Genomic DNA, 17,256 nt, shown 5'->3' on the forward strand with positions numbered 1-17,256 from the left:
GCTGAAAATTGAAACGACACACATGTTATGTGTGTTCGAGTCTCTCAAATTTTCGCAATCAGAAGTGAAACATCTTCGGGTTGTGAGGTTAAGCGACTAAGCGTACACGGTGGATGCCCTGGCAGTCAGAGGCGATGAAGGACGTGCTAATCTGCGAAAAGCGCCGGCGAGGTGATATGAACCCTTGACCCGGCGATGTCCGAATGGGGAAACCCAGTGCAATTCGTTGCACTATCGTTAACTGAATACATAGGTTAACGAGGCGAACCGGGGGAACTGAAACATCTAAGTACCCCGAGGAAAAGAAATCAACCGAGATTCCCCCAGTAGCGGCGAGCGAACGGGGAGCAGCCCAGAGTCTGAATCAGCTTGTGTGTTAGTGGAAGCGTCTGGAAAGTCGCACGGTACAGGGTGAAAGTCCCGTACACGAAAATGCACAGGTTGTGAACTCGAAGAGTAGGGCGGGACACGTGGTATCCTGTCTGAATATGGGGGGACCATCCTCCAAGGCTAAATACTCCTGACTGACCGATAGTGAACCAGTACCGTGAGGGAAAGGCGAAAAGAACCCCGGCGAGGGGAGTGAAAAAGAACCTGAAACCGTGTACGTACAAGCAGTGGGAGCACCTTCGGGTGTGACTGCGTACCTTTTGTATAATGGGTCAGCGACTTATATTCTGTAGCAAGGTTAACCGTATAGGGGAGCCGAAGGGAAACCGAGTCTTAACTGGGCGTTAAGTTGCAGGGTATAGACCCGAAACCCGGTGATCTAGCCATGGGCAGGTTGAAGGTTGGGTAACACTAACTGGAGGACCGAACCGACTAATGTTGAAAAATTAGCGGATGACTTGTGGCTGGGGGTGAAAGGCCAATCAAACCGGGAGATAGCTGGTTCTCCCCGAAAGCTATTTAGGTAGCGCCTCGTGAACTCATCTTCGGGGGTAGAGCACTGTTTCGGCTAGGGGGCCATCCCGGCTTACCAACCCGATGCAAACTACGAATACCGAAGAATGTTATCACGGGAGACACACGGCGGGTGCTAACGTCCGTCGTGAAGAGGGAAACAACCCAGACCGCCAGCTAAGGTCCCAAAGTCATGGTTAAGTGGGAAACGATGTGGGAAGGCCCAGACAGCCAGGATGTTGGCTTAGAAGCAGCCATCATTTAAAGAAAGCGTAATAGCTCACTGGTCGAGTCGGCCTGCGCGGAAGATGTAACGGGGCTAAACCATGCACCGAAGCTGCGGCAGCGACACTATGTGTTGTTGGGTAGGGGAGCGTTCTGTAAGCCGTTGAAGGTGGCCTGTGAGGGTTGCTGGAGGTATCAGAAGTGCGAATGCTGACATAAGTAACGATAAAGCGGGTGAAAAGCCCGCTCGCCGGAAGACCAAGGGTTCCTGTCCAACGTTAATCGGGGCAGGGTGAGTCGACCCCTAAGGCGAGGCCGAAAGGCGTAGTCGATGGGAAACAGGTTAATATTCCTGTACTTGGTGTTACTGCGAAGGGGGGACGGAGAAGGCTATGTTAGCCGGGCGACGGTTGTCCCGGTTTAAGCATGTAGGCGGAGGTTCCAGGTAAATCCGGTACCTTTTTAACGCTGAGGTGTGATGACGAGGCACTACGGTGCTGAAGTAACAAATGCCCTGCTTCCAGGAAAAGCCTCTAAGCATCAGGTAACATCAAATCGTACCCCAAACCGACACAGGTGGTCAGGTAGAGAATACCAAGGCGCTTGAGAGAACTCGGGTGAAGGAACTAGGCAAAATGGTGCCGTAACTTCGGGAGAAGGCACGCTGATATGTAGGTGAAGCCCCTGCGGGTGGAGCTGAAATCAGTCGAAGATACCAGCTGGCTGCAACTGTTTATTAAAAACACAGCACTGTGCAAACACGAAAGTGGACGTATACGGTGTGACGCCTGCCCGGTGCCGGAAGGTTAATTGATGGGGTTAGCGGCAACGCGAAGCTCTTGATCGAAGCCCCGGTAAACGGCGGCCGTAACTATAACGGTCCTAAGGTAGCGAAATTCCTTGTCGGGTAAGTTCCGACCTGCACGAATGGCGTAATGATGGCCAGGCTGTCTCCACCCGAGACTCAGTGAAATTGAACTCGCTGTGAAGATGCAGTGTACCCGCGGCAAGACGGAAAGACCCCGTGAACCTTTACTATAGCTTGACACTGAACACTGGTCCTTGATGTGTAGGATAGGTGGGAGGCTTTGAAGCGTGGACGCCAGTCTGCGTGGAGCCAACCTTGAAATACCACCCTTTAATGGCTGGTGTTCTAACGTAGACCCGTAATCCGGGTTGCGGACAGTGTCTGGTGGGTAGTTTGACTGGGGCGGTCTCCTCCCAAAGAGTAACGGAGGAGCACGAAGGTTAGCTAATCCTGGTCGGACATCAGGAGGTTAGTGCAATGGCATAAGCTAGCTTGACTGCGAGAGTGACGGCTCGAGCAGGTGCGAAAGCAGGTCATAGTGATCCGGTGGTTCTGAATGGAAGGGCCATCGCTCAACGGATAAAAGGTACTCCGGGGATAACAGGCTGATACCGCCCAAGAGTTCATATCGACGGCGGTGTTTGGCACCTCGATGTCGGCTCATCACATCCTGGGGCTGAAGTAGGTCCCAAGGGTATGGCTGTTCGCCATTTAAAGTGGTACGCGAGCTGGGTTTAGAACGTCGTGAGACAGTTCGGTCCCTATCTGCCGTGGGCGCTGGAGAATTGAGGGGGGCTGCTCCTAGTACGAGAGGACCGGAGTGGACGCATCACTGGTGTTCGGGTTGTCATGCCAATGGCACTGCCCGGTAGCTAAATGCGGAAGAGATAAGTGCTGAAAGCATCTAAGCACGAAACTTGCCCCGAGATGAGTTCTCCCTGAGACTTAAAGTCTCCTGAAGGAACGTTGAAGACGACGACGTTGATAGGTCGGGTGTGTAAGCGCAGCGATGCGTTGAGCTAACCGATACTAATGAACCGTGAGGCTTAACCTTACAACGCCGAAGCTGTTTCGGCGGTGAGAGACAGAAGATTTTCAGCCTGATACAGATTAACAGAATTTGCCTGGCGGCTTTAGCGCGGTGGTCCCACCTGACCCCATGCCGAACTCAGAAGTGAAACGCCGTAGCGCCGATGGTAGTGTGGGGTCTCCCCATGTGAGAGTAGGGAACTGCCAGGCATCAATTAAGAAGAACCCCGTACCGTAAGGTGCGGGGTTTTTTGCTTTTGTTTCTCCCTCTTTCTGCGGAAGAGGAGCGGGGTGAGGGCATCAGACCGCACTATTCCCCTCCTGGGCTTTCTCCTGGAACTTACCTTGCTAACGAAATTTGTGATCTCCCTCGCAATGTTATTTATAACAAAATAATAACATTTAATTTACAAGGTATTGAGTTCCTTCAGAACTCAACATGCCGTTGTTTATGGCAGGAGTATAATCATAATGACCGAAAGCATTACATCGAACGGGACGCTGGTTGCCAGTGATACCCGAAGAAGGGTATGGGCAATTGTTAGTGCCTCATCCGGTAACCTGGTTGAATGGTTCGACTTTTACGTCTACTCATTCTGTTCACTTTACTTCGCACATATTTTCTTCCCGTCAGGAAACACCACAACGCAGCTACTGCAAACGGCAGGTGTATTTGCAGCAGGATTCTTAATGCGGCCGATTGGCGGCTGGTTGTTTGGCCGTATCGCAGACCGTCGCGGGCGTAAAACCTCCATGCTGATCTCGGTCTGCATGATGTGTTTTGGTTCCCTTATCATCGCCTGTCTGCCGGGGTATGACGCTATCGGAACCTGGGCTCCCGCCCTTTTATTGCTGGCTCGTTTATTCCAGGGACTCTCCGTTGGGGGAGAGTACGGCACCAGCGCCACGTACATGAGTGAAATTGCACTTGAAGGTCGGAAGGGTTTTTATGCCTCTTTTCAGTACGTCACGCTCATTGGTGGTCAGCTGCTGGCCATTCTGGTTGTCGTGATCCTGCAGCAGATCCTCTCAGACAGCCAGCTTCATGAATGGGGATGGCGAATTCCTTTCGCGATGGGGGCTGCACTGGCGATCGTGGCGCTTTGGCTGCGCCGTCAGTTAGACGAAACCTCGCAAAAAGAGGTCAGGACGCTGAAGGAAGCGGGATCGTTTAAAGGACTGTGGCGAAATCGCAAAGCCTTCCTGATGGTTCTGGGTTTCACCGCCGGTGGTTCACTCAGTTTTTATACTTTTACCACCTACATGCAAAAGTATCTGGTGAACACCACAGGTATGCACGCCAACGTCGCCAGCGTCATCATGACCGTCGCGCTGTTCGTCTTTATGCTGATCCAGCCGATTATCGGTGCACTCTCGGATAAGATTGGCCGTCGTACATCGATGCTGATTTTTGGGGGCATGTCCGCCTTATGTACCGTCCCCATTTTAACCGCGCTTCAGCATGTTTCATCCCCTTATGCCGCATTTGCTCTGGTGATGCTGGCGATGGTGATTGTGAGTTTTTATACCTCGATCAGCGGGATACTCAAGGCCGAGATGTTCCCGGCACAGGTGCGTGCTTTGGGGGTAGGGCTTTCTTATGCGGTCGCCAATGCCCTGTTTGGTGGATCAGCAGAGTACGTTGCGCTGTCCCTGAAATCATGGGGAAGCGAAACGACATTCTTCTGGTATGTGACGATCATGGGGGCGCTGGCCTTTATCGTATCCCTGATGTTGCATCGTAAAGGGAAAGGTATTCGTCTTTAATAATGCGCCATCTGCCACACGGCATAGCCGGTCGTAGCACCGGCGACATCCCAGGCAAAATCTTTCCAGCTCCAGCCGCTCCCTGAGGGGCGGCTATCCCACAACTCTTTAGATGCCCCAAGGCTGACTGAGAACATCAGGCCGATTGCTGCACTACGATCCCGGCTATATCCCTGGTGCTGGGCATACTCATTACCGGCAGCGGACAACATCGCGGATGCGAGGAAGTGTTGCGCTTTATCCTGGCCGGACCAACTATCGTTCGCCATATGGCTACAGCCGGTTAAACAGAGGGTCATGAGTAACAAAGGAAGACGCATCAACAGCTCCATAAAAAAAGCCCTGCGAGTGGCAGGGCCTGGATATTACAGAATACGGCTGATAAGACGGTCGATACGGATACGACGTAAACGGCGAATAAGCTTACGGACCTTCACCGGATAATCGGCAATGCTCTGTAGCTCGCGGTAATGACGAACCACCGTCGTATGTGTACGAATAAGTTCCAGCTCACGTTCACGCTGCGCGGCCAGTTCATGCTGTGGATCGTGGATCAGAATCGCGTTTTCCAGATCAAGACGCCAGGCACGAGGGTTCAGGTTGTTGCCGGTCAGCAGCATCCATTCATCATCAACCCACATCCCTTTGAGATGGTAGCTGTTATCTTCATCTTTCCAGAGACGTACCACCAGTTGGTCGGTATTCACGTAATACTGCAAGCGACTGAGGAAACGACGCAGGTTAATCTCATAAAGGTAGGGCAGGGCGCCGATGATTTTGAAGGGTTGATCTTCAGGAATGAAAAAGTCATTAGCCGTTTTATCACCGACAATAATTTCCACTTTTTTACCGTCGCGCAGCAGCTGAATGATATTGCGCACCAGCACGGCGGGAAGGTTAAAGTACGGCGTACAGATAGTGAGTTTCTGCTCCGCACATGGCATCAGGTGGAAAATCGTTTTGTTCAACAGGCTGGATTTGCCTAACCCCACCAGAGGCGTAACCGACAACTCTTCGTTGTTTGCATCCCCCTGGAAATGATACACCGCATCGCGCAGCTCCTGGCGGAACGCGCGAACGTCGTTTTTGATTTCCGGGCTTTTCGGGCGATGGGGATCGTCAAGGCGATTCACACCACGGCCATGTACCAGATGCTTATCGACCCAGTTAAACATAATGTCAGCCATCTGCGGATTACGAATCAGATGGTAGCGGTCGTAGCGATACTTATCGAGCTGATGGAGGTAAACATCATTCAGACTCGCGCCACTGTAAAGGACGCTGTCATCAATGATGAATCCTTTGAAATGCAGTACGCCAAGCGCTTCACGGGTATTCACCGGCACCCCGTAAACGGGGACATCAACGCCAGGGTTTTCCTGCGCTGTGCGGCAATACCAGTCTGCGTTTGTATTTGAGGCGGCAGCGCCAATACGGCCACGCTGAGCGCGGTGCCAGTCAACCAGCACGCGAACATCCAGTTCAGGACGCTGACGTTTGGCTTCGTAGAGCGCATTCAGGATCGCGCGCCCACCTTCATCTTGTTCAAGATAGAGTGCCACAATGCAAATGCGTCGCGTGGCGCTGGCAATCTTTTCCAGAAGCGTCTCCCGAAAATGAGCGGGAGCGTAAAAGAACTCTACATCATCAACTGACTGAGAAATCTTCGGTAGTTGAGCAAGGTGTTGTTGATGTTTATTACGCTTAAATTTTGACAACATCACAGTGCGTTTCTTCTCTGTTCATTGAAGGGTTGTCTGTACCATGCAAACAACATAAGCGGACAATGATACCACCAGTCCCGTCCAAAGTGGGTAACATTTCCAGTAGCTTACTCGGGTTTATCCGGCGATTTCAGACTGAGGGAGAGGGCAACAATACCCTCGTCCAGCTGAATATCAACGTCAAAACCGAGTTTTCGCGCCAGGGTCACCATACCGCGATTGTTTGGCATAGTAATGCCATTCAGGCGTAACAATCCGTGATCGCGCGTATAACTGATGAGTTTTTCCAGTAGCCGCCGCCCAAGGCCCAGGCCTTTAAGATCGGAGCGCACCAGCACAGCAAATTCCGCATCGACGTTATCCGGATCTGAAATAGCACGCGTCACGCCAAGGATCTCATCACCGTTGTCGGAACGACGAACGGCGACAAAGGCCATTTCTCGATCGTAGTCGATCTGGGTCATATTGGCTAAATCATCATGGGTAAATTCGTTGATTTCGCTGAAGTAGCGATAGTAAAGATCCTCTTTCGTGACCTGAGAGATAAACGTCCGCAGCTGCGGTTCATCTTCCGGCAAAATCGGGCGAAACAGCGAACGCTCACCGTTCTTCATCTCCACCCACTCTTCCAGCTGCAGAGGATAAGGACGGATCGCCAGACGGCTCTCTCTGTCGCCTTCGAATGGTGCGATATCCAGCGTGACGTCCAGCGCCGTAAACTCATTGCCGGAGGCGAGCAGAGGATGAATGTCCAGCCGCTGGATCTCCGCGCAATCGACTATCAGGTTAGAGACCTGCACCAGGAACTGGCTTAACCCCGCAATATCGAGCGGACGCAGGGCGCTCCGGCCACGGATTTTTTTGCTTTTGATGGCCTGAATAATCAGATAGCGAGCAAGGTTCATGTTCAGAGGCGGTAAGGCCACCACGGCTTGCTCTTCAGGGCGCCATTCAACGCCACCTTCGCCCAGCATGATGAGCGGGCCAAAAACCGGATCGTGTTCCACAACCACCCGCAGTTCCTGTGCGCCCGCGCGGTTTGCCATGCTTTGCACCAGCAGTCCGTGGATCCTTGCCTGTGGCCAGGCCATTTTTACGCGGTCGAAAATAGCATCTGCCGCTTGCTGAACTTCTGCTGCGGTTCGAAGGTACAGCATCACCCCCTGCACATCGGATTTGTGTGGAATATCCGGTGAGCGAAGCTTAAGCGCGACCGGATAGCCAATCTGTTCGGCAATATGCACCGCTTCAGCGCTGTCGCTGGCGATCCAGGTCGGCAGGGTCTGCATCCCATAACTACCAAGAATGGGTTGCACTTCATGAGTATCAAGCGATGTTGCACCTTCATCGATAGCCTGTTGCAACAACCGGTGAACGTCGACGGAATTCGCCGTCAGATTACCGGGTAATGCTGGCGTTTCCCGCAACTGCTTCTGGTTACGGCGGTACTCCACCATATGCATAAAGGCGGTAATGGTACCTTCCGGTGTACGGTATGTTGGCAGCCCGGCTTCGCTGAACAGGCGTCGGGCCTCCTGCGAAGAGAACTCACCGCACCAGTTGGTGAGCAGAGTGACGTATTTACCACGTGGATGGTTACGCACCGCCTCAATGAGCGCTCTCGCGCTTTCACTGCCGGGAGCGACCGCGCTGGGGGAGTGGATAATCATCAGCGCGTCAAAATCCTGACTATCCAGCAAAATGGAGATGGCTTTGATATAGCGATCGCTACTGGCATCATCGCGTAAATCGAGGGGATTGCCGGGAGCTACGCTTGCGGGCAGGGTCTCTCTCAGGCGCTGAAGCGTCGCTTCACCGAGCGTGGCCAGCTTGCCATTACGTAACCACAGTTCGTCCAGCGCCAGAGCCGCTGGGGCTGCGCCATTACTGACAATCATCAACTTCTCCCCGCGTAACGGACGCATATGACTCAACGTCTCGACGGCGGAAAAAAGCTCGTGCGTATCCTGTACCCGCAGCAGACCTGCACGCTGGATCGCGGCATCCCAGGCGGGATCCATCCCGGAGTGGGAATGCAGCAGGCGCTGTGCTGCAGGGCTTCGTCCGCTCTTAATGACCAGGATGGGTTTATTACGTGACGCGCTGCGCGAGGCCGATACAAAACGACGGGCGTCACTGAGGTGTTCTAGATACAGCAGGATCGCGCTGGTTTTACTGTCGCGCGCCAGAAAATCCAGCAGTTCATCCACGTCGATATCCAGGCTGTCACCCAGGGCGATAAAGTAGGAGAACCCCATCTCACGCTGCTGCGCCCAGTCGAGGATCGTGTTGGATACCGCAGCCGACTGCGAAATAAACGCAAGTTTGCCTTTACGGATCGGCACTGGAGAAAAGCTGGCATTCAGTCCTTGCCAGGGAGCGAGCAGCCCCAGACTGTTCGGCCCAAGAATACGCATCTGATAGCGGCTGGCGCACGCCAGAAGCTCGGGTTGCTGTTCAGGAGGAGAGGAGAGGATAATGCAGGTCTTACACCCTTTTTTGCCGAGCGATTCCAGCAATTCCGGGTTACGTTTCGCATTCGTACAAAGTACGGCCAGATCGGGTACGAAAGGCAGGCTCTGCACATCAGGCCACGCAAGCACCCCCTGAACGGCCTTATAAGTCGGTGTAACGGGCATGACGGGGCCGTTAAATCCGCCGGCCAGCAGGTTGCGCATCATCAGGTAGCCTGCGCGATCCGGTTTCATTGATGCGCCGATAACGGCTATGGATTTAGGACGTAGTAGCGCTTCTAACCCTCGCTGGCTCATGCAGGCCTCCTGTGAATGCAAGCGACCTGATGATTTTAAACGTTTTCTGTCCCGGTTGCTGTGACACTGCCCTTATGAACGGTTTTTCCCGCCAGATAGCGTTCGCGAAAACGGGAGAAATGGCTGCCCAATGCCCCAGCCGCCTCGGTATCACCCGCCAGATCCAGCAGGGCAATCGCCACTTCGGCGGTGCAGTATTGTCCGTCGGCATGGGCTTCACGTAAGCGGTAGGCCGACACGCGAGAGAGGTCGACAGAAATAACCGGCAGCGCATCAAGGTAAGGGCTTTTGCGGAACATTTTCCGCGCTTCCGTCCAGGTGCCGTCCAGCATAATAAACAGCGGCGGTTTTCCGGATGGCGGAGCTGAAAGTACCTGACGGTCGGCGCCTGCATAAGAAGCGGGGAAAACGACCATCGGCTGATAGTCCGGGCTTGCCACTAAGTCGAGCAGGGCCTGAGGCGGCTCAGTGCGCGACCACTGAAACGCGGCGGTGTCAGGCAGAATATCGGCGATCAGACGGCCCGTATTGCTGGGTTTCATCGGTTCGGTATCAAACATGACCAGGCAAAAACGGCTTTCCGCCGTGGCCGGTACCAGCGTGTCGCACAGGCACACTTTTAACGGCAGCAGGCAGCGCTGGCAGCGACGGATGCGGTTGCCACGAGCGAGAAAAGGGCGAGTCGCGCGGGCAAGGCGTTCGGCGCGTAATTGAAGTACAGCGTTATCAGTCATGGGCGAAAGGGCAGGAAAAACCCCATTTTCGCAGAGGCGGGAACGGGGCACAAGATGTGCCCCGTGAATGTTACAGCGACTCGTTCAACCAGCTCTCGAACGGCGCTTTGGGTACCGCGCCGTTGAGCATGTCGATGACTTCACCATTTTTGAAAATCATGATGGTCGGAATGCTACGAATACGAAAACGGGCGCTGAGCTCGCGTTCGGCCTCCGTATTCACCTTCACAAAACGCATCTTCCCGCTGCGCTCTTCGGCGACATCTTCGAAGATTGGCGCGAAGTTACGGCACGGGCCACACCATGGTGCCCAGAAATCGACAACCACCGGGAGATCGTCCTTGAGGAGTTTGTCCAGCGTAGCACCTGTAGCGTTAATCACATCGCCATCAAACAACTCATGGCCACAACGCCCGCATTTCGCACCATCCTCGATCCGATCGTCCGGAATGCGGTTAAGAGCCTGACAGTTGGCACATACGGTATTCATAACTAACCTCTGATAGAACCATGGGACAGCGGCAGTATGCCGATAATGTTTCTAATATGTTACATATTATCAATGAGCCTGTTTGAAACGACAATGCGTTTTATTCAATGAGAACAATAGTCACAGGCTTTTGTACGAAATTATGGCTATGCGCTTGCACATCGGGTAATCTGCGCGCTTCGCGCAGCGCTGGTGGAGAAAAGCATGAACGACGAAATGAAAAATAAAAGCGGCAAGGTCAAAGTGATGTATGTCCGCAGTGATGATGACTCTGATAAACGCACCCAAAATCCGCGTACCGGAAAAGGTGGCGGGCGTCCGGCGTCCTCTCGTGCAGACGGTGGCCGTCGCCCCGCCCGCGATGACAGAAATAACCGCGGTGATGACCGCAAACGTGATGACCGCAAGCGTGACGATCGCAAACGCGATGATTTTGTGCGCGAAGGTTCGTCACCATGGCGTACCGTGTCCCGCGCGCCTGGCGATGAGACGCCGGAAAAAGCCGATCACGGCGGCATCAGCGGTAAAAGCTTTATCGATCCGGAAGTGCTGCGCCGTCAGCGTGCGGAAGAGACACGCGTGTATGGCGAGAACGCCTGCCAGGCCCTGTTCCAGAGCCGTCCTGAGTGTATCGTTCGTGCCTGGTTTATCCAGAGCGTCACCCCGCGCTTTAAAGAAGCGCTGCGCTGGATGGCCGCGAACCGCAAAGCCTACCATGTGGTTGATGATGCTGAGCTGACGAAAGCGTCCGGGACTGAACACCACGGCGGTGTCTGCTTCCTGATCAAAAAACGTAACGGTACTACCGTTCAGCAGTGGGTCAGCCAGGCGGAAGCCGATGACTGTGTGCTGGCGCTGGAAGATGTGGGCAACCCGCATAACCTGGGTGCCATGATGCGCAGCTGCGCGCACTTCGGCGTTAAAGGGGTACTGCTGCAGGATGCTGCGCTGCTGGAATCCGGTGCCGCGATCCGTACTGCGGAAGGCGGTGCCGAACACGTTCAGCCGATCACCGGCGACAGCGTCCTTGATGCCATTGAACAGTTCCGTAAAGCGGGCTATTCCATTGTGACGACCTCCAGCCATGCCGGTACGCCGCTGTTTAAAGCGACACTGCCGCGTAAGATGGTGCTGGTGTTAGGTCAGGAACGCGATGGTCTGTCAGACGCGGCACTCTCGAGTGCGGATCTGAGCGTCTCTATTGACGGGACAGGCAATGTGGAAAGTCTGAACGTTTCCGTCGCGACCGGCGTGCTGCTGGCGGAATGGTGGCGTCAGAACAAAGCATAAGCTTTTTATGTGCCGGGCCAGCCCGGCACATTCATATCCTATTCGCTTTCTGCCGGTAACACGGGCATCCAGTCAATCGGCGTTTCGCCACGTTTTTCCAGCCACTCATTCGCCAGAACAAAGTGATTACAGCCAAAGAAACCGCGGTGTGCAGACAGCGGTGACGGGTGCGGCGCTTTCAGCACGTGATGACGCTGACGATCGATGATCGCCCCTTTCTTTTGCGCATGCGATCCCCACAGTAAAAACACCACTCCTTCGCGATGTTCATTGATCAGACTGATCACTTTATCGGTGAAGGTCTCCCATCCAAGGCTGGCATGAGAGTGGGCTTGCCCTGCGCGGACGGTCAGGACGGTATTCAGTAACAGCACGCCTTGATGCGCCCAGCTTTCCAGATAGCCGTGGTTTGGTCGGGTAAACCCTGGCACGGTTCCCTCAAGCTCTTTATACATATTGAGCAGAGAAGGGGGGATAGCTACGCCAGGACGGACGGAAAATGCCAGTCCATGTGCCTGCCCTGGGCCATGATAGGGATCCTGACCGAGAATGACCACTTTCACATCACTCAGTTCGGTGTAGCGGAATGCGTTGAACACATCTTTCTGGGGCGGGTAAATCGTCTGTCCGGACTGACGTTCAGCCGCAACGGTGCTGAGGGTATTGATAAAATAAGGCTGTTGCTTTTCTTCTGCCAGCACGTCATGCCAGGTTAAAGGTGTCGTCATCTCGCTCTCCTGCGAATCTCAATCTGGGACTAGCTTAACCGTTAAATTCCCGGGTGCAAAATTACAGGTTGAAAATACACGTAAGTCACTCAATTTATGTTGAATATATGCAGGCTGAGTTGAATTGGTAGGCTGTGAAATTGATCTGAAACAATAAATTCAGACCACACTCTTTGTGTGGTTAGGGTTTTTGTTGATTTAAATCAATAAATAGCCTTGGTGTGAATGATATATATACACACAAGAAACAATGGTTTTACCAATTGGCCGCAAGAGGCCGACACCCGTTAATGTAGCCTAAGGGAGGCAACACATGATTACAGGTATCCAGATTACTAAAGCTGCAAATGACGATCTGCTCAACTCTTTCTGGCTGCTGGACAGCGAGAAAAACGAAGCACGCTGTGTGGTAGCAAAAGCAGGTTTTGCGGAAGATGAAATTGTACCGGTTAACAAACTGGGCGAAATTGAATACCGTGAAATCCCGATGGAAGTGAAACCAGAAGTGCGTGTGGAAGGTGGTCAGCACCTGAACGTAAACGTACTGCGTCGTGAAACGCTGGAAGATGCGGTTAAGCACCCAGAAAAATACCCACAGCTGACTATCCGCGTGTCTGGCTATGCGGTGCGTTTCAACTCTCTGACCCCGGAACAGCAGCGCGACGTTATCGCGCGTACCTTTACTGAAAGCCTGTAAGGTTTTTAGCCACGGGGGTGGAACAAAAAGCCGGGACATTTCCCGGCTTTTTTTACTCTTCAGTTTTCGTTTCTGACGCTGCAGCGCTTGGCTTGCGACGTTTACCAATGTTTTTGGTATCGCGGTGACGCTGCTTCACGCGCGGCTTCTCTTTTTCTTTCTCTTTTCTCTCCGCCCGTTTCGCGAGCGCTTTCTTGGACGGTTTGCCCGTCATTTTTTCACTCGGTGCACGCGTGGTCGGACGCAGTCCATCAATGACGCGCGCTTTCAGCGGCTCGTCGACATAGCGGCCAATTTTCTGCAACAGCAGGTAGTCATGTGCTTCGACCAGAGAAATGGCAATACCCTTGCGGCCTGCACGACCGGTACGGCCAATGCGGTGCAGATAGGTATCTCCGCTGCGAGGCATATCGAAGTTGATCACATGGCTCACGTCCGGGATGTCGATCCCGCGCGCGGCAACGTCTGTTGCGACCAGCACGTTAACGCGGCCATCGGTCAGACGCTTAATGCCTTCGGTACGTTTCACCTGCGCCATCTCACCTTCGAGATAGCAATTGTTGATCCCGGCATTACGCAGCATTTCAGCCAGCTCATGCACACGCTCACGCTTACGCACAAACACGATGGTGCGGGTGGCGTCTTCCTGCTTAAGCAGGTGTTTCAGCAACTCAACCTTGTGCTCAAGATTATCTGCGCGGTAATACCACTGGTGGATCTTCTTGCGCTCACGGGTAGATGGCGTTGCTGACACTTCCACCGGATCTTCCAGCAGACGCTCTGCAAAGTCTTTGATCGCATCCCCTTCGAGGGTGGCTGAGAACAGCATTGTCTGGTTACGCCAGCGCGTTTCACCGGCGATATGTTCGATATCCTGCGCGAAGCCCATGTCCAGCATACGGTCGGCTTCGTCCAGAATCAGGGTTTCTACCGCACGGCAGTCAAAGTTCTCTTCTTTAATGTACTGCAGCAAACGGCCCGTCGTTGCAACGACGATGTCCTGGTTTTCGCTGAACACTTCGGCGTGGTTCATATACGCAACGCCGCCGGTGATCGTAGCGATATCCAGATGGGTATTCGCTGCCAGCTCGCGTGCGTGATCGGCAACCTGCATTGCCAGTTCACGGGTAGGCGTCAGGATCAAAATACGCGGCGGGCCTGATTTTTTACGTGGAAAATCGAGCAGATGCTGCAACACAGGCAGCAAGTAGGCTGCTGTCTTCCCCGTGCCGGTTGGCGCAGAACCGAGCACATCGCGGCCCTCAAGCGCAGGCGGAATGGCCGCTGCCTGAATGGCGGTCGGGCGTGTAAAGCCTTTGCTCTCAAGTGCATTGAGCAGGCTTTCATCGAGTTCAAGTTCGGAAAAAGTCGTTACAGTCATGTTCTACCTCTGTGTGGGGCGCTGATTATAGACGTTACGGCTGTAATCTTCATCTGTTTGTATGGATATCGCTTTTCGGCCACTTCGCTTTCCCCTATGCTACTCCAGTTTCACTTAGAAGGTTGCCCTGACATGTCTCAACTCAAAGCGCAGTTGCGCCGCGATGGTTTTACGTTTAAACAGTTTTTTGTCGCTCACGATCGCTGTGCAATGAAAGTCGGTACAGACGGTATTCTACTGGGAGCGTGGGCGCCTGTCGCAGGGGTAAAGCGTATTCTGGATATTGGTACCGGCAGTGGGCTGCTGGCACTGATGCTGGCGCAGCGCACGGAAGAGCCTGTCACGATTGATGCGGTTGAACTGGATGCGCAGGCCGCAGGGCAGGCGAGTGAAAATGCCCGCGAATCCCCATGGGCAAGCCGGATAAAGGTTGAATGCGCAGACGTGCTGGCCTGGGCACCAGAGCAAACGGCGCGTTACGACTTGATCGTCAGTAATCCTCCCTACTACGCACCCGGTGTGGAGTGTGGTACGCCTGAGCGAGAACAGGCTCGCTATACCGGTTCGCTCGATCATAAAGCACTGCTGACCAGCGCGGCGGAGTTGATCTCAGAGGAAGGCTTCTTCTGCGTGGTGCTTCCCGAAAGTACCGGCAATACCTTTATTGATATTGCCCGCGAGATAGGCTGGAACTTACGACTGCGTACCGATATCTCGGATACGGAAGGGCGTTTGCCGCACAGGGTACTGCTGGCGCTCTCGCCAAAAGAGGGGGAATGCTTTAACGACAGGATGGTTATCCGTGGGCCAGACCAGCGTTACTCCGACGATTACACTGCCCTGACCCAGGCGTTTTATCTGTTTATGTGACGCTGCGGGGAGAGTATCGACGGACCGGATTCCGGCAACGGATCAGGATAGTCCAGAGTATAGTGTAAGCCCCGGCTCTCTTTACGCATCATCGCGCAGCGAACGATCAACTCGGCAACCTGCACCAGATTCCGCAGCTCCAGCAGATTGTTGGAGACGCGGAAGTTGGCATAATACTCATCAATTTCCTGCTGCAGCATTGTGATACGGCGTAGAGCACGCTCAAGACGTTTCGTTGTGCGTACAATGCCAACGTAGTCCCACATAAATAGCCGAAGCTCATGCCAGTTATGCTGGATAACAACCAGCTCATCCGGGTTTTCCACGCGGCTCTCGTCCCAGGCCGGTAAGTGCTCAGCCTGGCGGGCATACGGCATGCGTTTAGTGATATCCACCGCTGCAGACCAGCCATAAACCAGACACTCCAGCAATGAGTTGGACGCCATGCGGTTCGCGCCATGCAGACCGGTATAGCTCACCTCGCCAATGGCATACAAACCATCCACATCCGTACGGCCATGATCGTCAACCATGACGCCACCGCAGGTATAGTGAGCGGCTGGCACAATCGGTACCGGCTCACGCGTCAAATCAATCCCCAGGCTGAGCAGCTTTTCATAAATCATCGGGAAATGCTGACGAATAAACTCAGCCGGTTTGTGGCTGATATCCAGATACATGCAATCTACGCCAAGGCGTTTCATCTCGTGATCGATAGCGCGGGCGACAATATCACGTGGCGCGAGCTCGCCTCTCGGGTCAAAGTCCGGCATAAAACGTGAGCCGTCCGGGCGCTTCAGATACGCGCCTTCACCGCGCAGGGCTTCTGTCAGCAGGAAGTTGCGCGCCTGAGGATGGAAAAGGGCGGTCGGGTGAAACTGGTTGAACTCAAGGTTGGCGACACGACAGCCGGCGCGCCAGGCCATGGCGATACCATCACCGGAGGCGATGTCCGGGTTGGTGGTGTACTGATACACTTTGGAGGCGCCACCTGTGGCCAGCACCACGGCTTTTGCCTGGCAGGTTTCCACCTTCTCTTTATTACGATTCCAGACCCAGGCCCCCACCACGCGGCGTGTGCCAGGCAGGCCAATCTTGTCGGAAATAATCAGGTCAACGGCATTACTGCGTTCAAGCACCCGAATATTAGGATGGCTGAGCGCTTTACTGACCAGCGTCGTTTCCACCGCTTTCCCGGTGGCATCCGCAGCGTGCAGGATCCGGCGATGACTGTGTCCGCCTTCCCGGGTCAGGTGATAGATCTCTTCACCGTTTGGCTGAACCTGAGTATCAAACAGTACGCCCTGGTCAATAAGCCACTGAACGCAGTGACGTGCATTGCTGGCGACGAATTCCGCAGCATGTTCATCCACAATCCCCGCCCCGGCAACCAACGTGTCTTCAACATGTGACGCAATGCTGTCCGTTTCATCAAACACGGCGGCGATCCCGCCCTGGGCATAAAATGTGGAACCTTCACTCATCGGCCCTTTACTCAGAACAATTACGTTCTGGTGCTCAGCCAGACGCAGCGCCAGCGAGAGACCCGCAGCGCCGCTGCCGATGATCAGTACATCACAATGAAGTTCAGGTGTTGTATTCATTATTCTTGTTTAATTTACTAAACAGTGTCTGGGCAGAATAGCACTTGAATGCGAGATATCGCACGTTTTTTTTAATCCTCGTTGCAATGACTAAACGCAGCGGTTCAGATTTCTGGCGTGTAAAAGAAGGAAAATATTTTGCGAAGCAGATCGTTAGCTTCAGATTTTGTGGTGAAATAAAGCCTGGGTTGAGATACTCTTCTGACCGGAAATGAGATGTTTGAAGTCAGAAAGT

The 17,256-nt window shown here is 53.7% G+C and carries 12 protein-coding genes and 2 rRNA genes; 6 read left to right on the forward strand and 8 right to left on the reverse strand.

Annotated elements, in window-relative coordinates; translation table 11 throughout:
* The first annotated feature begins 86 nt into the window (after window positions 1-86).
* The 3 genes from NQ842_RS06785 to NQ842_RS06795 all read left to right on the forward strand — a co-directional run bounded on the left by NQ842_RS06785 (window position 87) and on the right by NQ842_RS06795 (window position 4,732).
* A 23S ribosomal RNA gene (locus NQ842_RS06785) occupies window positions 87-2,990 on the forward strand.
* Window positions 2,991-3,059: 69 nt separating this feature from the next.
* Window positions 3,060-3,175 (forward strand): 5S ribosomal RNA (gene rrf, locus NQ842_RS06790).
* 261 nt (window positions 3,176-3,436) lie between these two features.
* Window positions 3,437-4,732, forward strand: a complete 1,296-nt coding sequence (locus NQ842_RS06795; protein ID WP_257256657.1) for an MFS transporter — start codon at window positions 3,437-3,439, stop codon at window positions 4,730-4,732.
* Here the strand turns inward: NQ842_RS06795 and NQ842_RS06800 are convergent.
* From NQ842_RS06800 to trxC, 5 genes are all read right to left on the reverse strand, one after another.
* Complete coding sequence (locus tag NQ842_RS06800) at window positions 4,729-5,052, reverse strand: YfiM family lipoprotein (RefSeq protein WP_014832935.1); 324 nt, start codon at window positions 5,050-5,052, stop codon at window positions 4,729-4,731. The genes NQ842_RS06795 and NQ842_RS06800 overlap by 4 nt on opposite strands.
* 45 nt (window positions 5,053-5,097) lie before the next feature.
* The gene (pssA, locus tag NQ842_RS06805; RefSeq protein WP_043951680.1) at window positions 5,098-6,453 is read right to left on the reverse strand and encodes a CDP-diacylglycerol--serine O-phosphatidyltransferase; all 1,356 of its coding nucleotides are present in this window, start codon (window positions 6,451-6,453) and stop codon (window positions 5,098-5,100) included.
* Window positions 6,454-6,563: 110 nt separating this feature from the next.
* Window positions 6,564-9,227, reverse strand: a complete 2,664-nt coding sequence (pat, locus tag NQ842_RS06815) for a protein lysine acetyltransferase (RefSeq protein WP_050860375.1) — start codon at window positions 9,225-9,227, stop codon at window positions 6,564-6,566.
* Window positions 9,228-9,262: 35 nt separating this feature from the next.
* The gene (tapT, locus tag NQ842_RS06820; RefSeq protein WP_083045681.1) at window positions 9,263-9,961 is read right to left on the reverse strand and encodes a tRNA-uridine aminocarboxypropyltransferase; all 699 of its coding nucleotides are present in this window, start codon (window positions 9,959-9,961) and stop codon (window positions 9,263-9,265) included.
* Between the two features lie 70 nt (window positions 9,962-10,031).
* Entirely contained in the window at window positions 10,032-10,451 is a 420-nt protein-coding gene (gene trxC, locus NQ842_RS06825; RefSeq protein WP_013098330.1) for a thioredoxin TrxC, read from the reverse strand.
* 204 nt (window positions 10,452-10,655) lie between these two features.
* On the opposite strand from trxC, the gene NQ842_RS06830 reads away from it, so the two are divergent.
* Window positions 10,656-11,741, forward strand: a complete 1,086-nt coding sequence (locus NQ842_RS06830) for a tRNA/rRNA methyltransferase (protein ID WP_014832931.1) — start codon at window positions 10,656-10,658, stop codon at window positions 11,739-11,741.
* 38 nt (window positions 11,742-11,779) lie between these two features.
* Here the strand turns inward: NQ842_RS06830 and ung are convergent, their stop codons facing one another.
* Entirely contained in the window at window positions 11,780-12,469 is a 690-nt protein-coding gene (gene ung, locus NQ842_RS06835) for a uracil-DNA glycosylase (RefSeq protein ID WP_046888187.1), read from the reverse strand.
* Between the two features lie 313 nt (window positions 12,470-12,782).
* On the opposite strand from ung, the gene grcA reads away from it, so the two are divergent.
* Window positions 12,783-13,166 (forward strand): autonomous glycyl radical cofactor GrcA, encoded by a 384-nt coding sequence (gene grcA, locus NQ842_RS06840; RefSeq protein ID WP_013098327.1) that lies wholly within the window; start codon window positions 12,783-12,785, stop codon window positions 13,164-13,166.
* A gap of 52 nt (window positions 13,167-13,218) precedes the next feature.
* On the opposite strand, the gene srmB is transcribed toward grcA, so the two are convergent.
* Window positions 13,219-14,547, reverse strand: a complete 1,329-nt coding sequence (gene srmB, locus NQ842_RS06845) for an ATP-dependent RNA helicase SrmB (RefSeq protein ID WP_014832929.1) — start codon at window positions 14,545-14,547, stop codon at window positions 13,219-13,221.
* A gap of 132 nt (window positions 14,548-14,679) precedes the next feature.
* Here srmB and NQ842_RS06850 point away from each other — a divergent pair, with 132 nt between their 5' ends.
* A complete protein-coding gene (locus NQ842_RS06850; RefSeq protein ID WP_047360372.1) occupies window positions 14,680-15,417 on the forward strand; it encodes a tRNA1(Val) (adenine(37)-N6)-methyltransferase in 738 nt (245 codons plus the stop codon).
* Here NQ842_RS06850 and nadB read toward each other — a convergent pair.
* Entirely contained in the window at window positions 15,402-17,021 is a 1,620-nt protein-coding gene (gene nadB / locus NQ842_RS06855) for an L-aspartate oxidase (protein ID WP_257256658.1), read from the reverse strand. The genes NQ842_RS06850 and nadB overlap by 16 nt on opposite strands.
* Window positions 17,022-17,256: the final 235 nt, after the last annotated feature.

It is taken from the genome of Enterobacter cloacae complex sp. R_G8 (assembly GCF_024599795.1).
In the GTDB taxonomy this organism is placed as follows: Bacteria; Pseudomonadota; Gammaproteobacteria; order Enterobacterales; family Enterobacteriaceae; genus Enterobacter; species Enterobacter dissolvens.

Bases quoted from the DNA above. Each gene is read 5' to 3' on its own strand.
- pssA (WP_043951680.1), bottom strand. From the start codon at position 6,453: ATGTTGTCAAAATTTAAGCGTAATAAACATCAACAACACCTTGCTCAA.
- tapT (WP_083045681.1), bottom strand. From the start codon at position 9,961: ATGACTGATAACGCTGTACTTCAATTACGCGCCGAACGCCTTGCCCGC.
- NQ842_RS06830 (WP_014832931.1), top strand. From the start codon at position 10,656: ATGAACGACGAAATGAAAAATAAAAGCGGCAAGGTCAAAGTGATGTAT.
- NQ842_RS06795 (WP_257256657.1), top strand. From the start codon at position 3,437: ATGACCGAAAGCATTACATCGAACGGGACGCTGGTTGCCAGTGATACC.
- nadB (WP_257256658.1), bottom strand. From the start codon at position 17,021: ATGAATACAACACCTGAACTTCATTGTGATGTACTGATCATCGGCAGC.
- NQ842_RS06800 (WP_014832935.1), bottom strand. From the start codon at position 5,052: ATGCGTCTTCCTTTGTTACTCATGACCCTCTGTTTAACCGGCTGTAGC.
- NQ842_RS06850 (WP_047360372.1), top strand. From the start codon at position 14,680: ATGTCTCAACTCAAAGCGCAGTTGCGCCGCGATGGTTTTACGTTTAAA.
- ung (WP_046888187.1), bottom strand. From the start codon at position 12,469: ATGACGACACCTTTAACCTGGCATGACGTGCTGGCAGAAGAAAAGCAA.
- srmB (WP_014832929.1), bottom strand. From the start codon at position 14,547: ATGACTGTAACGACTTTTTCCGAACTTGAACTCGATGAAAGCCTGCTC.
- grcA (WP_013098327.1), top strand. From the start codon at position 12,783: ATGATTACAGGTATCCAGATTACTAAAGCTGCAAATGACGATCTGCTC.
- pat (WP_050860375.1), bottom strand. From the start codon at position 9,227: ATGAGCCAGCGAGGGTTAGAAGCGCTACTACGTCCTAAATCCATAGCC.
- trxC (WP_013098330.1), bottom strand. From the start codon at position 10,451: ATGAATACCGTATGTGCCAACTGTCAGGCTCTTAACCGCATTCCGGAC.